Origin of the sequence: Rosistilla ulvae, assembly GCF_007741475.1 — a bacterium.
Taxonomy (GTDB): domain Bacteria; phylum Planctomycetota; class Planctomycetia; order Pirellulales; family Pirellulaceae; genus Rosistilla; species Rosistilla ulvae.
Window position 1 is genome coordinate 1,800,993 of record NZ_CP036261.1, and the last position, 13,195, is coordinate 1,814,187.

Here is a 13,195-nt window from a genome sequence, read left to right on the forward strand (position 1 = left end):
CCCTAATCTCCTTTGTCTTTGCTTTGGGGATGACATTCGGGTATAGCGACAAGGATCCCTGGCCCTTCCGGTTTTCGGCCGGAGCAGTAAGGACTCCTTATCTATAAAAAACATGGTGAAAGAGTCACTTGTAGACCCAATTGAACGGAGCAAGCCGAACCCCGCCATGCTTGATTACATTTCCGTTGTCGTTACGAATGGGGACCAAACTTGATATATACCACTTACTGCCATCCCGAATGATTTCGGATGCGGATGTCTGCAACACGGTAATCTGTTTGCCCGAATCCACTCCAAAGTCATCAGGATCTTTCGAAGCAAGTACTTGGGTTTGGTATTCCCCAGAGCCCCCCATGCAAAACAGATAGAACCAATCCGCATGCTGAATCACTGTCGGACACTGGGTGCGAGATGTCTTTTCTCGGTAGACAACGATAGGTGTCGACCAGACTTGCGAATCGGGACGGTCCGCCTCGACCATGGCGACCGTGTCGTCCTTTGTGTAGTAAATCCGATAAGAGTCACCGATCTTCGTCATATACGGGTCCCGGATACCGCTTGGAGTTCGGTTTTTCAGTTCAGAAATCAATCGGCTTGGCGATTGGTGCCGCCGAAACATCACACCATCTTGACTCGTGGCAAGGCAGATCTGTCCCCCACCGCCGTAAGTCATGTGATAGGTCCCGTCCGCCTTGTAGACGTGAGGGGCCTGAACAACTCCAGGCGTTTCGCCATGTTTCTCTTCTCCCTGCCACAACTCAGACGACAGCCGCCATTGATCGTTCAATCGAGCTCCCCCTGCCCACTGACTGAAGATCCGACCGTTTTCGGTATCGCGAATCTGTGTCCACAGTCTCCACTTCCCATCGCTCGCGGTCCAGAAACAGTGATCGACAACCTCACTGTGGGGCGAACTGTCAGAATTGCCGGCTACTTGCCACCAATCCTTGACAATCACAGGAACAGGGGGATCGTCGGCTGCTGATGCAAACGCGGGAAGCAGCATGACACATAGGTTTAATGTAAATACTCGTAGGTTCATGGTTCTTTACAGGGAGGCAGCGTTCACCGGGGCGCGGCGAACTGTGTTAATCTCAAAACCCGCGCGACCCGCGGCTCCGTGCACAACCCATTGTTATTTGCGATTGCGGTTCCCGGACTGCGTGGGATCGGTGAATCGTTCCACATCGCCAGAGTCAGCAACGGACTTGATTATTTAATTACGTATTGCCAATAGTCTACGCACGTGCCGTGTGAAGAACAACTAGTTCGGGGTGTTGCCGTCGGTCTGGATGGGGTGTCGTGTTCAGGGCCCTCTGCTATCGTGGTGCGGATATCGCAAGGCTCAAAATAGTGCTCGCGATCGAATCTGAAAATCGCTCTTGAAACCTGTGAATTTCGAAAGTGCTTTGGTTGTTCAAATTGATTAACACAAAAACGGTCTGGCGTTAGCGTACGAAGAAATAGGTCGCTTCTCATGTTACGGTTTCGCCGAGCTCAGTCATGCCGGATGTGCTACCCGCCACTGCTTTCTCGTTTGTTTGCGCAGTGGATTTAACATACACGTCTATGCTCGAGTCAAGAAAACGGGACAGGACTGAATGACGCGGACATCGTTCTTAAGCTGCTGTGGCGTAACCGTTTTGGTGTGGGGGACGTGGAGATAGTTACGAGTCTGTAGCTCTTTGACCTACGCTTGAGTTCGCGTTTTTTCTTGACGTCCCGGCCGCTCCCCAACCGCGAAATCCGAAATCGTCTCAAACAAATTGTCCCACTGCCGGGTCCGGTTCACCGAGCGTAGACGCAAACAGGCCGCAACTTCCTCCAACGCCTGAAGCACGCCCGTACAGCTCAGTCGGGTCGGACTGAGAGACGCAAGCGAGCATCGCTGCGCGTGATAGGTTGAAGCCAATCATGCGCCAGATGATTTTCTTGCAAACCATTTGTGGGCTCTTACAGCGAAGATGTTCCAACTGCGTTTGCTGGCACAGCGGGCGAGTGGCGGAAGTTTAAAAAACACAGCACAAGAAGGTGCCGGTGTTACAGCTGTGTGGTTGGACATTAATGGGGCAGGATCAGATAGGGTTTGTCGTCGACCACAACCAGGATCTCCACCGCTTCGGTGAGATAGGGATTCATCTTCTTGCCAAGCTTGTCGAGCAGGCCAAAGTAGGCGTCGCTGAACTGAGTGACCTTGGTCGCCGCTTCGATCTGCTCTTTAGTTGCCTCGGCATCGACGTAGCGATTGTACTTCAAGTAGAACGTTTTCGTCGCGATCTGTTTGACGCGAGGCAGGCTGCTGTGCGGTGCCTCCGGTTCAGCCGCCGACATGTTCGGCGCCGGTCTGATCGCTGAACCACTCGGTTTTCCGCCAAAGACACCTGGCCTGGCAACGTTGCCTGCGTTCGCCGCAGGCCGTCCCAAGCTTTGGCTTGCACCCGCCGCGGGTGCTGCGGGCGCGATCATCGGTTGATTGGAACTTTGTATTCCTCGATTCGCTTGTTTCAGCTGCGATTTAAACGAACGCTGATGGAAGGCGTCGGCTCCCGATTCGGCATGCAATCGGTGCAGTTGCACTTGAGCCAACTCGCGGCCCGCGGTGCGATCGTTCAGATCGGTCTTCTCTTCGGCGAGATAGGCGGTGTAGGGAGTCAGGATTCCATGCTTCTTCGACAGTAGAATCAGTTCGTCCACCAATTCGCTCTGCTCTCCATACAGATCGATCTCGTCGATGATCTGACCGATCCGCCGCGTCGCCCACAAGCGTTCGACGAAGACATTTTTTGAATCGTCGGTCTGTTTCGCGAATTTGCCGTCGAACACAAACTCCTGCGATTCGCCCTCAAACTCTCCCGTCAGCTTGATCTGCACATCGCCATCCCGACGGTAGCGTCCCGCGATCACTAATTGATCGCCCGAGAAGAGGTCATAGATTTCGGAGGGATACAACATTCGCGTCGCTCCCTGGCGGCCGTCGACGGTGATCTCCAGCTTGGCACCGGTCAGCGCCGGAGCGCCGATGCGGTCGTAGAGCTTTTTGACAACATCATCCAACGGTTCCCCCGGACGAACATACATCGTTTGACCGAAGCAGACTTCCGCCAGTTTGTCCAACAGGCGGCTGTTCACATCGTGGCCGATCCCCAAACTGAACAACCGCGTTCCAGAAGCGATTTGTTTGGACGCTTTGTCAGCGATCTTCATCCCGTTTTTCTCACCAACGGTCGGCTGGCCATCGCTCATGAAAACCACATAAGCTGGCCCGTCGCTTCCCTTGGTCGCCGCCAAGGCTTTGCTGAGCGCCGCGTCGATGTTCGTGCTACCGCCAGCCAAAATCGAATCGATGTAGTCGGTTGCGTCGTCGCGAGTCGCGGGATCGGCGGCGATCAGATCATTGTTAAAGCTGTCGACGTCGCTGTCGTAGGTGATCAGGGTGAATTGATCTTGCGGTTTTAATTGGTCGACAACGTATCGCGACGCGCGGCGTGCTTGTTCGATCTTCTCGCCGCGCATGCTGCCGCTCTTGTCGACAACGACGACGATGTTCTTGCCAACTTTCGCGTTTGCCGGATCGGACTCGGGCAGCGACGGTTGCAACAACATCAAGAAGTACCCGTCCTCGTTAGGGTCGGGACGGTGCGCGATCAACGACATCTGCAGCGGGCTGTCACCCGCTTCCCACAAGACGCGAAAATCGCTCTCGGGACCATGCTTCTTTGCCGCATATTTGAACTCGCTGCGATGATCGTCGCGGCGGTCGAAAGCGACTTCGTGCGTGGGGCTGTAGACATTGCCTAGCTTCGCGTCGCTGCGGATCCGGCCGCGGATCACGATCTCGCCGATCGGTTGGCTGGTGAATTGGGCGGGTGCCAGCGGCAGCGTCCAGTCGTTCATCGACCCGCTGCGACGGCAGATCTGTGAATATTGTAGCGTCACCGTTCGCTCGGCTCCCGGCGGCACGGGGAAGACTTGCGTTTGGAACATCCCATGCCCAATCCATTGAACCAACGCCGGATCTTTGCTGCGCCGCACGTACCCCTCGTAGATCTCCCTCGCTTTGTCCGCTTCCAACAGCCGGCCCGTCAACTCTTCGCCATCGACCATAAATGTCATCTGGTCGATCGCTCCATCGTCGGGCAGTGGGAAGATAAATTTCACCTGCAGCGTCCGGCTTGTGACATTCTTAAACGTCTGATCGACTTGCACTTTAGCGATCTGCCCCTGGACGGAAGCGTCGATTTCCAGCCGAGCGATGTCGTACAGGAAACCAGGAGTTGCGGGCTGCGGCCGAGGATGCGGACTCGGCCGCCACGGCGGTCGGATCGGCCGCGGCAACCGATCTCCGATCCCAGGTTCCGAAGCGATCAGCAGGCCTTGCGCCTGGGCTGGCGAGATCCAGAACAGCGACAGACACAGGCTGGCGCAGGTGGCGATCGTGGCAATTGTTCGCGACATGGTTTCGGTTCCTTTGATAAGCGGAAAACGACGAGTGCCCCAACGAGCGGCGGCAACGCTCGCTGTCCTAGACGCACTGACCCCACGGCGGTTCCCAAAAACAGGGTGAATCCAATTTTGAATGGCAGGTATCCGCCGGCACGTATGTGCGGCCGGTGCACCTGGCAATCGGACGCTAATACGAACAGGCGGATTTGAACGGACACAGAAACTGAAGTTGCCCTGTTTCCGAGAAGCTTGCCGACGACACGAAGGGACGATTTGCGATAGAATTGGAGGCGCAACTGGACGATTGGATCGGCGCAGGATTTCTCGATGATTGAACTCAACGGCTTTGGCAAAGACTACGGCGACTTCACCGCCGTCGACTGCATCGACATGAAAATCGAGGCGGGGGAGGTGTTTGGGTTTATCGGTCCCAACGGCGCTGGCAAAAGCACCTCGATCCGTTTCCTAGCGACCCTGCTAAAAGCATCGCGCGGCGACGGAACGGTCGCCGGACACAGCGTCTCTCGCGATCCGATGGCGGTCCGCCGCGTGGTCGGTTACATGCCCGATAACTTTGGCGTCTACGATGGGATGCGGGTCTGGGAGTTTCTAGACTTCTTCGCTGTCGCCTACCAGATTCGCAAAGAGGCGCGGAAGCGGATCATTTCCGAAGTCCTCGAACTGTTGGACCTGTCGCACAAGCGGGACGATTTCGTCAACGGGCTCTCCCGCGGCATGAAACAACGACTGTGCCTTGCCAAGACGCTTGTCCACGACCCGCCGGTTCTGATCCTCGACGAACCGGCTAGCGGTCTGGATCCGCGGGCCCGCGTCGAAGTCAAAGCGTTATTAAAAGAGCTGCGGCGGATGGGGAAAACGATCCTGATCAGCAGCCACATTTTGACCGAGCTCGCCGATTGCTGCACTTCGATTGGGATCATCGAACGAGGCAAGATCCTGATGCACGGGCCGATCGATTCGGTTTACCGGCAACTGCGCCGCAATCGTGTCTTGGAGGTCAGCTTCCTCGAAAACCAAGATGCGGGGCTGTCGATCTTGCGGAGCAGCGAAGCGCTGCGGTCGTTGGACGTGATCGGCGACAAAGCGACAGCGGAAATGGAGACCGACGACGAGGGGATGGCTCAATTGTTGGAACGGATGCTGGCCGAAGGGGTCCGCGTGCGGAAGTTCAACGACAAAGATCCGACGCTCGAAGACGTCTTTATGACAGTCACCAAGGGCCTGGTTTCCTAACAGCAAGATGGTCGCCTTTCGCTCCGCGAAAGAGCGTTTCGGGGCCGCACCTTCGCGGAGCGAAAGGCGACCAACCCGATCCGCTTAATTTTTTAAGGGTTCCTGCGATGCAAGACGAAGCAAAATATATCTGCGATGGCTGTGGTGAGGAGATCGTGATCCCGATCGATCTCTCGGCGGGCGTCAGCCAAGATTACGTCGAAGACTGTCCAGTCTGCTGCCGCCCCAACGTGATCCACGTCGACATCGACGCCGATGGGATGGCCAACGTCTGGACCGAACGCGAATAATATCCAGGTAGGCCGGCGGATCGGCTGTGCGGACTGTCGGTTTGCTTGCATCGGCCGATTGCTGGCGAACAATCCGCCAGCGGCTGCGTATTAACACGGTTCCCTGCGATCTTCCTAACGGAGTGACAATGTTTTCCATGACGTCGATGAAATCAAACGCCCCCGACAATTCGAAGATTGTCGGCCGAGCTAGCTTTCGGCAAATCGGTTGCCTGTTGGCGCTGAGCCTTGTTCTGGCAGGCTGCGACGCGGCGTCGGACGCCGGTTCCGCGGCCGCTCCCGCTGTCGACAGCGAGTTCCTGTTGGCGGAAGTCCCCGCCGATGCGGTCAGCATCTCCGACGCCAAACAGGGGTTGGAAGCGGGAGGTCCGGTGACGGTGATCGCGCGGATTACCGCTGGCGAGCACGATCCGTTTGAGGCGGACAAGGCGATGTTTTTGATGAAGAGCGATACGACGACGACGTTGGACGCCGAAGCAGCTGCGGCTCACGAAGGCCCCGGCCACGATCCCGACAACTGTCCGTTTTGCAAGCAAAAGAACAACCCAACCGATTCGGTAGCGATCGTTCGCTTCCTCGATGAAGAGGGGAAGATCCTGCCGCAAGACGCCCGGGAAATGTTGGGCGTTAAGAAAGACCAAGTCGTTGTCGTTCAAGGGACTGCGTCGGTCGATCCGCTAGGCCATCTGATGATCGACGCCAGCGGACTGTTTATCGTTCGCTAACCGTCGGCGGTTCAGCTAGCGATCCCATCGGCAACGGTTTGCAGAATCTGTTGGGTGTCGAGCGCCTGCTGATTCATCGCCGTGGCCGCGGTGGCGTTGCTGACCAGATCGGCAAAAGTGGCCAGCATCCGGGCTTCTTGGTTTCCGTCAAAGGTTTCGCTTTTGACGCTCCCAGCCCGGTCGTGGATCCAGAATCTTGCCGGCTTCGAAGGCCACGGACGGGTGAAGTCGTCGCAGACGATCGACGCCTGGTCGCCAGCGATTTCGAACCACTTCCGCGTCGCGGTGTCATAGGCACAGTTCACCGTGGCGGTCAGGTCGTCGCCAAAGTCCAACAGGCTGCTGCTGCGAAACCAGATGCCCCGATCCTGCCGGCCGATCGATTGTACCGCGACCGGCAGACGGCCCGCCGCCCACCGCGCCATCCCGTACGCATACCAACCGAGATCCAACAGACAACCGCCGCCCAGTTCGGGGTTCAGCCGATGGTCGTCCGATTGAAACGGTTCAAAAAACGAACAAGCGACGCTGATATGCTGCACTCGTCCGAGTTCGCCTGCGTCGATCGATTGCCGGATTCGATCGGTCCGCAGATGATGCAGCCAAGCGGTTGCGTCGAGCCATTGCCGGCCGCGGTCGCGACAGCGTTGGTCGATCGCTTGAGCTTCGGCCAGCGTCATCGCAACCGGCTTTTCGACGATCAGATGTTTGCCCGCATCGGCGGCGGCCAAGGCCCAGTCGTGATGCAGCGATGGGGGCAACGGGATATAGACCGCGTCGATACTGTCGCTGGCGAGCATTGCGTCGTAGCTGTCGAAGGCTTGAGCGATCCCGTACTGATCGGCGTACCAACGAGCCCGCGCGGGATCGCGACTGGCGATCCCCACGACTTGAATCGCATCGACCGATTGCATATCGGCGACGATCCGCCGCGCGATCCGCGCCGTTCCCAAAACTCCAAAACGTAAAGCGTTCAAGCGAAATATCCGATCCGCAAACCAAGCGGTTTGCGCAAATAAACAAATAGCGAAGCAACAGACCGCCGGAGTGCATGCCGGAGGAAATCTGTTTCAAAATAGGCGACGTGAGCGACTGAACACCAGCCCAATGCCAGTTACTTCGATGGTTACGTACGGGCTGGGTGGGCAAAAACAGAACTCTAATCTGCTCTAATCCACGCTGATCCAATTCAGGAACCTTCGAGCGAGCAGAGGAACCAACAACTTCTCCTGGCACCTCGCCTTCGATCAGCGAAGATCAGTGGTTTCAATAACGGAACGCTAATCTGCTCTAATCCACGCTAATCCAATTCAGGAAACTTCGAGCGACCAGTGGAACCGACAACTTCGCCTGGCACCTCGCCTTCCATCAGCATCGATTAGCGAAGTTCAGCGGTTCAATAGCGGAACTCTAATCTGCTCTAATCCACGCTAATCCACGCTAATCCAATTCCGGAAACTTCGAGCGACCTGAGTAACCGACAACTTCTCCTGGCACCTCGCCTTCCATCAGCGTCGATTGGCGAAGATCTGTGGTTTCAATAACGGAACGCTAATCCAATTCTGGAAATTTCGAGCGACCAGAGGAACCGACAACTTCGTCTGGCACCTCGCCTTCGATCAGCGTCGATTAGCGAAGATCGGTGGTTTCAATAACGGAACGCTAATCTGCTCTAATCCAATTCCGGAAACTTCGAGCGACCAGAGGAACCGACAACTTCTCCTGGCACCTCGACCTCGATCAGCGTCGATTAGCGAAGATCTGTGGTTTCAATAACGGAACGCTAATCTGCTCTAATCCACGCTAATCCAATTCCGGAAACTTCGAGCGACCAGAGGAACCGACAACTTCTCCTGGCACCTCGACCTCGATCAGCGTCGATTAGCGAAGATCTGTGGTTTCAATAACGGAACGCAAATCTGCTCTAATCCACGCTAATCCAATTCCGGAAACTTCGAGCGACCAGAGGAACCAAATAACTTCGCCTGGCAGCTCGCCTTCCATCAGCGTCGAGTCCTGAAGATCGGTGGTTTCAAGCTGGCCATGCTCGCGAGGAAAGGGGCCTGGTCGCGTCGCGACACCGGGCTGGCAGCTTATTCGACGATCGGTCATCATAAAAGCCAAGGAGCCCTCATGAACCCGTCTGAATCGATGCAACAACAGATTAACAAGCTACAGGAAACCGTCGCGTTCCAGCAACGAACGATCGACCATTTTCAAGAAGCCTTATTGCAGATCCGCCGCGAATTGGACAACGCGACGCGGCAGCTGGAGCAGCAAAAAGGCCGCGTCCACTGGCTCTCGGAGAACATCGCCGGCGACAACCTGCCTCATGAGAAGCCGCCGCACTATTGATGTTCGGCAACCGCTGGCGGCAACCTATCCGCGACGGGAGAGTTGGAACAGTTCGAACATCGGGTCGGCGATCTGCGAAGCAGACGATTCGGTGATCTCGTCGACCATCACCTGATCCAACTGCTGTTGAAAGATCTCTTCGGCTTGGCCGCCGTGAAAGTAGGCGGCTTTGTCGTGCGTCTTGTGCATCGACGACATCAGTTCGCCAAACAGCGTCTTGCCGACGAAGTCGCGAAACAGCGTCTGCATCTCATCGGCCGGTGCGGCTTGCAAGGAATTGCCCGATTGCTGCAGATTCGACTTCGAATGCGCCGCCGCTTGGTTGGTAAGCGATTGATTATGGATTCCGCTGATCATTGGAAGATCACATCTCCGTAAAGGTCGCCTTTGGTTTTCAAGGCTTTGATAATTGCGATCAGATCGTCGGTGGGAACTTCCAACGCGTTGAGCGCATCGGCCAGATTCTTCAGCTTCGCGTTTTCGGCTTTGGGCGCCGCCGCATCGACCGGCACAAACCCCGGCCGCGCACCCGCTTCGATTCGTAGGTTGCGATGCGTGATCAGCACCGGCGCGATCCGCACCTCTTCGCCGATCACGACCACCCCTTCGCGTTCGTTGATCACGACGCGGGTGTCATTGTTGGGCAGCGCGACACGCAGCCCCAACAACAGCGAGATGAACGAGATCGGATTGTTTCGGTAGACCGGCGGTATGTCGACTTCGATATGTAATTGATCGATCGCACGAGCCACGGGGACACGAGCCGACGGATCGATCCCAGCCGATTCGCCGGTCAGCGGTTGTTCGCCTTGGCTGTTGATCGCATCTTCGATCCATTGCACGGTGTCGAAGTCGGCGAAGTCGCGATCCAGGACCAATGTCAGCCTGCCGTTTTCATGAAACGGCGCCAGCAGCGAGCGCTCCATCTTCGCTCCCTGATGCACCATCGCGGAAGTTGGCGAATCGGGGTTTGAAATCCGCAGCGGCCCTTCGGCCATCGCGTAGACAGTCGGCTGATCGGCTCGCGGGCCCAACAGTGGCGAGAGCATCAGCGTTCCGCCCGCGAGACTCTTGGCTCCGATCGCGTTGACGGTACAGTCGAGTCGGTCGCCCTGCTGAGCTCCAACTTCGGGAACCCTCGCGGTGACAAACACCAACGCCACGTTCCCGGCTTGTTCGACATCGTCCAACATCAACTGGCCGCGTGGATCGGTCGAGATCTGGCCGCCCATCAATTGGATCATCCGAGCCAACGCTTTGGCGGTCGGCTTGGCATCCGGATCGCCGGTCCCCTTGAGTCCGACGACCAGTCCAAGCCCCTGAACCGTCGTGATCTCTTGCCCCTTGATGCGGCAGATATCGCGCAGCTTCAGTTCTTCGGCGCTAGCAATAATGGCAAACGCCGTAAATATCGGCAGCATTGCAAGCGTTAGAGTTAGTCGCATGAGAGCTTTCATGTTCTCGGTGATACGCAAAACTCTTCGACGGTTGCAATAGTCGTTCCATGATAAGCGTGACGTCAGGATCGAGAGCACCTGCTTCCATAGCTACGCACACCGTCTGAACCCATATGCCTCGCCACTACCCTCTCCCCCCGGTGGATTGCGTTCTGTTTGGCGGGCGGACGGCCACTCCGCAGTGGGGTTCGGGGAGGGACCGCGATGCGGGCCAGGGCGCCCCTGGGGTTGCCTTAGTGTGGGGTAATGCTTCCTTGGTGGGGTCACCATATTGACTAGTGCCTTTGGAGTGTTTATCGTGGGCGGGTATTCTCTGATGCGGCATTTTTATGGCCGTTTTCTGTGTAATTCCAACGTCGAAACGTCCTGGAAACGACACGTCACCATTTACTTAAGGCCTAGCCATGTTTGGTTTCCGACACAACCGATTGAACAGCCGCGGTTTTACGCTGGTTGAATTGCTGGTTGTCATTGCGATCATCGGTATTCTTGTCGGACTATTGCTGCCAGCTGTTCAAGCGGCTCGCGAAGCGGCTCGCCGGATGCAGTGTTCGAACAATATTAAACAGATCGGATTGGCGGTTCATAACTACCACGACACCTTCAAAACATTTCCGCCTGGAGCGCTCCTGCCAGGTACCAACTGTAATACCGTTGCACCTTCGGAGCCGATCATGAATCACACGGCATACCAGATGTTGTTGCCGTTTCTGGAACTCAACAATTTGTATGAGAAGTTCAATTTCAGTCTGCCAAGTGGAAAATCGTTATATGTCGGTGCCAACGGTTGTGCCGCTGCGACACCAACCACAGATCAATTGGCCTTAGTAACCAGTCCCGTGGCCGCGTTTTTGTGTCCTTCGGATCCGGGACCAGAACAGGGGGATGACAACCATTCATTTTCGATGGCAAAAACTGCCTATCGAACGAGTTACGCATTAGTGTCGCATCAAAATGACCCTTCCTGGACCAAGTCGTGGAAAGCAGAGACCCATCCTGCAAAAGGTGTCTGGGGCCCCAATGGAGCCGCACGTTTCCGCGACATCACCGATGGCACTAGCAACACATGTGCGATTGTCGAAGCTCCGTTGCAAAAGAAAGGTGGGGAAAAGTGGAATGGACCCTATTGGAACACTTACACCTATACCTACTGGGCCGTCATCTATAATCGTGGTCTGAACGTGATTGTTGCTGATACGCCGCCAGGCGTCACTCGCAACGGTGCTGGCAGCTCGCATGTCAGCGGGGCGATGATCATGCTGTGCGATGGTTCGGTGCGATTCCTAAGTGAGAACGTCGATCAAATCGGCGTCCTAAACGCGTTGGTATCCGCGCGTGGTGGAGAGGTTCTCGCGTCCTTTTAGGTCTTATTTAGCCTTGCTGCAAATCTGTTCGCACATCGTCCCATTCTGGATTTAGCTTGATGAAGTTCCCGATTGTTACTGCGTTTCCGTTTCTCTGTGCTCTAACTTTGATCGCGGGATGTTCAGGCCCGCCTTCGGATCAGCCCGATTTGGGCCAGGTCACGGGCGTCGTTACTCTAGATGGTGAGCCATTGCCCGCTGCACAAATTGTTTTTCAACCGACCGAAGGACGCGCTTCGAATGGACTGACCGATGCGGAGGGTAACTACGTCTTGGACTTTAATCTCGATACGCCAGGAGCCAAAGTTGGATCACATCAGGTGAGGATCACGACCTTTTCCGAGGTCGATCCTAGCCAAGAGCCAACGCCTGAACTACTGCCGGCGAAGTACCATTCCAAGACGGAGCTAACCGCTACGGTTGCTGCGGGTGACAACGAAATTCCGTTTGATCTGCAATCTAAGTAACCATTGACGAGTTGGCGAACTTTAGAACGGTTGCAGCGTTTCGAACCAACGCGTGAACCAACCGCGTTTGTAGCCGTCTCGCATCCGGCCGCGATCGTTTTTGCGGATTTGCAGATCCAGCAGATCGCGGCTGAGGACGACGTTGTCCGGCCCGATGTCCTCGCTGCGGCAGGTGCCCGAGAGGAACGTCTCCCAGACGTTTTCATTCACGTACATCGTCTTGTGAGCTTCGACGACCAAGTTGCCGTTGGGGCGAATGTCGACGACGCGGGCGGCGATGTTAAACGACAGCGCCTCGCGACTCTCGATCTCCGAATCGGCCCGATACAAACTGTTGACGGTCCCTTGCAGACGGAGATCGCCACCTTCATGCGTATCGGGCTGAAGTTTGCCACCGCGAAGATTGATCCAGTCTTTTAGAAGCGTGTCGTACAATCCGTTCTTTCGCGTCGAGGCGGAGCCCTCGGCTTGAACGCGGGCGATTTCATCGACACGGATCGTGACGATGTCGTTCATCTGCAACGTGCGTGTGGGAGGTGGCGGGATGTAGGTCCAACTGGCCGATTGCAATCCCAACGGCGCATCGTAACGCTGAGTGTATTGGGCGCCAGCAGCCTGCGATGGAGCGGCACGAGAGGGATCAGGCGCCGCCGCGCCGCGATCATAGGGATCGCTGTTTTGATTCGACGGCGGCGCGATATCTTCGGTCCCAATTCCCGATTGAACTTGGGGGAATGGATTTTCTTGAGCTACCGCTACGGCAGCGCAACCCAACAGCAAACCGACAAACCACGTCGATGAGATGGCTTTGAGCATTCGATGATTCCCTGGGTTTTGCTG

General features: G+C 56.2%; 13 protein-coding genes. 6 read left to right on the forward strand and 7 right to left on the reverse strand.

Translation table 11 applies throughout. The features are described from left to right. Positions 1–124: 124 nt before the first annotated feature. Together EC9_RS06520 and EC9_RS06525 are read right to left on the reverse strand one after the other, a co-directional pair. On the reverse strand, positions 125–1,042 hold the full coding sequence (locus tag EC9_RS06520; protein ID WP_145343380.1) for a glycoside hydrolase family protein: 918 nt from the start codon (positions 1,040–1,042) through the stop codon (positions 125–127). Positions 1,043–2,061: 1,019 nt separating this feature from the next. Beyond that, positions 2,062–4,455 carry a VIT and vWA domain-containing protein gene (locus tag EC9_RS06525; protein WP_145343382.1) on the reverse strand — a complete coding sequence of 798 codons (2,394 nt, stop codon included), beginning with the start codon at positions 4,453–4,455 and terminating at the stop codon, positions 2,062–2,064. A gap of 315 nt (positions 4,456–4,770) precedes the next feature. Between EC9_RS06525 and EC9_RS06530 the strand changes: the two genes are divergently transcribed. From EC9_RS06530 to EC9_RS06540, 3 genes are all read left to right on the forward strand, one after another. Beyond that, on the forward strand, positions 4,771–5,697 hold the full coding sequence (locus tag EC9_RS06530) for an ABC transporter ATP-binding protein (RefSeq protein ID WP_145091704.1): 927 nt from the start codon (positions 4,771–4,773) through the stop codon (positions 5,695–5,697). Positions 5,698–5,804: 107 nt separating this feature from the next. Further along, positions 5,805–5,987: a CPXCG motif-containing cysteine-rich protein gene (locus EC9_RS06535; RefSeq protein WP_145091707.1), complete on the forward strand. Its 183-nt coding sequence runs from the start codon at positions 5,805–5,807 to the stop codon at positions 5,985–5,987. A gap of 146 nt (positions 5,988–6,133) precedes the next feature. Then, positions 6,134–6,712, forward strand: a complete 579-nt coding sequence (locus tag EC9_RS06540) for a hypothetical protein (protein ID WP_145283133.1) — start codon at positions 6,134–6,136, stop codon at positions 6,710–6,712. A gap of 11 nt (positions 6,713–6,723) precedes the next feature. On the opposite strand, the gene EC9_RS06545 is transcribed toward EC9_RS06540, so the two are convergent. Both EC9_RS06545 and EC9_RS26405 read right to left on the reverse strand, forming a co-directional pair. After that, positions 6,724–7,689: a Gfo/Idh/MocA family protein gene (locus EC9_RS06545; protein ID WP_246105989.1), complete on the reverse strand. Its 966-nt coding sequence runs from the start codon at positions 7,687–7,689 to the stop codon at positions 6,724–6,726. A 904-nt stretch (positions 7,690–8,593) separates the two neighbouring features. After that, entirely contained in the window at positions 8,594–8,827 is a 234-nt protein-coding gene (locus tag EC9_RS26405) for a hypothetical protein (protein ID WP_218934634.1), read from the reverse strand. Between the two features lie 18 nt (positions 8,828–8,845). Here EC9_RS26405 and EC9_RS06550 point away from each other — a divergent pair, with 18 nt between their 5' ends. Then, positions 8,846–9,067 (forward strand): SlyX family protein, encoded by a 222-nt coding sequence (locus EC9_RS06550; protein ID WP_145283131.1) that lies wholly within the window; start codon positions 8,846–8,848, stop codon positions 9,065–9,067. 24 nt (positions 9,068–9,091) lie between these two features. On the opposite strand, the gene EC9_RS06555 is transcribed toward EC9_RS06550, so the two are convergent. After that, complete coding sequence (locus EC9_RS06555) at positions 9,092–9,424, reverse strand: rod-binding protein (protein WP_145118725.1); 333 nt, start codon at positions 9,422–9,424, stop codon at positions 9,092–9,094. Further along, on the reverse strand, positions 9,421–10,512 hold the full coding sequence (locus EC9_RS06560) for a flagellar basal body P-ring protein FlgI (protein WP_246105990.1): 1,092 nt from the start codon (positions 10,510–10,512) through the stop codon (positions 9,421–9,423). The genes EC9_RS06555 and EC9_RS06560 overlap by 4 nt, the downstream gene beginning before the upstream one ends. A 416-nt stretch (positions 10,513–10,928) precedes the next feature. Here EC9_RS06560 and EC9_RS06565 point away from each other — a divergent pair, with 416 nt between their 5' ends. Next, positions 10,929–11,888 (forward strand): DUF1559 domain-containing protein, encoded by a 960-nt coding sequence (locus EC9_RS06565; RefSeq protein WP_145343388.1) that lies wholly within the window; start codon positions 10,929–10,931, stop codon positions 11,886–11,888. A 59-nt stretch (positions 11,889–11,947) separates the two neighbouring features. Continuing rightward, positions 11,948–12,355, forward strand: coding sequence for a carboxypeptidase-like regulatory domain-containing protein (locus EC9_RS06570; protein ID WP_145343390.1), 408 nt, complete (start codon positions 11,948–11,950; stop codon positions 12,353–12,355). 21 nt (positions 12,356–12,376) lie between these two features. Here EC9_RS06570 and EC9_RS06575 read toward each other — a convergent pair whose 3' ends face one another. Continuing rightward, positions 12,377–13,171: a flagellar basal body L-ring protein FlgH gene (locus EC9_RS06575; RefSeq protein WP_145343392.1), complete on the reverse strand. Its 795-nt coding sequence runs from the start codon at positions 13,169–13,171 to the stop codon at positions 12,377–12,379. Positions 13,172–13,195 lie beyond the last annotated feature (24 nt).

Bases quoted from the DNA above. Each gene is read 5' to 3' on its own strand.
- EC9_RS06535 (WP_145091707.1), top strand. From the start codon at position 5,805: ATGCAAGACGAAGCAAAATATATCTGCGATGGCTGTGGTGAGGAGATC.
- EC9_RS06525 (WP_145343382.1), bottom strand. From the start codon at position 4,455: ATGTCGCGAACAATTGCCACGATCGCCACCTGCGCCAGCCTGTGTCTG.
- EC9_RS06555 (WP_145118725.1), bottom strand. From the start codon at position 9,424: ATGATCAGCGGAATCCATAATCAATCGCTTACCAACCAAGCGGCGGCG.
- EC9_RS26405 (WP_218934634.1), bottom strand. From the start codon at position 8,827: ATGATGACCGATCGTCGAATAAGCTGCCAGCCCGGTGTCGCGACGCGA.
- EC9_RS06575 (WP_145343392.1), bottom strand. From the start codon at position 13,171: ATGCTCAAAGCCATCTCATCGACGTGGTTTGTCGGTTTGCTGTTGGGT.
- EC9_RS06520 (WP_145343380.1), bottom strand. From the start codon at position 1,042: ATGAACCTACGAGTATTTACATTAAACCTATGTGTCATGCTGCTTCCC.
- EC9_RS06565 (WP_145343388.1), top strand. From the start codon at position 10,929: ATGTTTGGTTTCCGACACAACCGATTGAACAGCCGCGGTTTTACGCTG.
- EC9_RS06550 (WP_145283131.1), top strand. From the start codon at position 8,846: ATGAACCCGTCTGAATCGATGCAACAACAGATTAACAAGCTACAGGAA.
- EC9_RS06540 (WP_145283133.1), top strand. From the start codon at position 6,134: ATGAAATCAAACGCCCCCGACAATTCGAAGATTGTCGGCCGAGCTAGC.
- EC9_RS06560 (WP_246105990.1), bottom strand. From the start codon at position 10,512: ATGCGACTAACTCTAACGCTTGCAATGCTGCCGATATTTACGGCGTTT.
- EC9_RS06530 (WP_145091704.1), top strand. From the start codon at position 4,771: ATGATTGAACTCAACGGCTTTGGCAAAGACTACGGCGACTTCACCGCC.
- EC9_RS06570 (WP_145343390.1), top strand. From the start codon at position 11,948: ATGAAGTTCCCGATTGTTACTGCGTTTCCGTTTCTCTGTGCTCTAACT.